This window comes from Actinoallomurus vinaceus, from assembly GCF_039542055.1.
Classification (GTDB): Bacteria; Actinomycetota; Actinomycetes; order Streptosporangiales; family Streptosporangiaceae; genus Actinoallomurus; species Actinoallomurus vinaceus.
Map to the genome: position 1 here is coordinate 1 of NZ_BAABHK010000057.1, position 935 is coordinate 935.

Here is a 935-nt window from a genome sequence, read left to right on the forward strand (position 1 = left end):
CTTCCCGGTGTCATGATGATGGCACCCATCGAGAGAACGGCCGTCGGCGCGGCGGACAGCCAGGTACGAGTGATGCTTCGCGAGCTACGCGGGCGTCCGGCATCGTCCACGGTCGTGCACTTCCTCCAGGGGCGTTTCGCTGCTGGTTCCGGAGTTCCTGGACGCTGCTGAGCATTCACTCCACGCTCCAGCGCGGTCGAGGCGACGGCGTCATCGGATGCGTTGCGACGGAACATCGACATGTGACACAACTCCTCAAGCCTCGTGCCGGAGCTTGCACAGTCATGATCAGGGCGTGAAATATCGCGCGAATGTCAGCACTCGACCGTGAGCCGCCACGACATGCGGCGATGTGTGCGCTTAGAACGGTAGCAAGTCGCATTTTATTCGATCAACGGAGACTCCGGTTGATGGGCTATTAGCGCAAACCTTACCGCTCCATGTCCATGCGCGTTACTTGCCTGGAGGTTTTAACTCGATATCTTGATCTGAGTGTGCCGGCGACGGCTCTGCTCGGCGTGTCGAATCACAGGACGCGGGTGACATAACTCACATATTGACCAGGCGGCGACAGACTGCCCATTTCAGGCGTCGCTGGAGCCGCACCTGTATTAACCTACTTGCGGCTATGGCGGATGTACGGCCAAGCCTCCGCCAACCGGGAAGACCGATCAGCGTTTTATGGTCCAGGTGTTTACCGGAACAGTGACAAGCACCTGAATGACGACTCGTGCGTCTTCGACGGCAAGCAGTAACGTCATGATTCAAAATCATTGACGAGGATCACCTCTGCCAATTTCCGAAATAAGGGGAATATTGTGGCATTTGCCGATTTCCACACACTGCTTGCATCGAAGGCGCGCTTCTCGTTGGCAGCGACTCTGGCGGCCCTTCTTGTCGCTACCGTGACCAGCGGAATACAGAGCAACGCCTTC

Annotated in this window: 1 protein-coding gene; it reads right to left on the reverse strand. The window is 57.4% G+C overall.

The features are described 5' to 3' along the window. A partial coding sequence (locus ABEA24_RS53335) for a hypothetical protein (protein WP_345444765.1) occupies window positions 1-242 on the reverse strand: 242 nt, incomplete at its 3' end. Window positions 243-935: the final 693 nt, after the last annotated feature.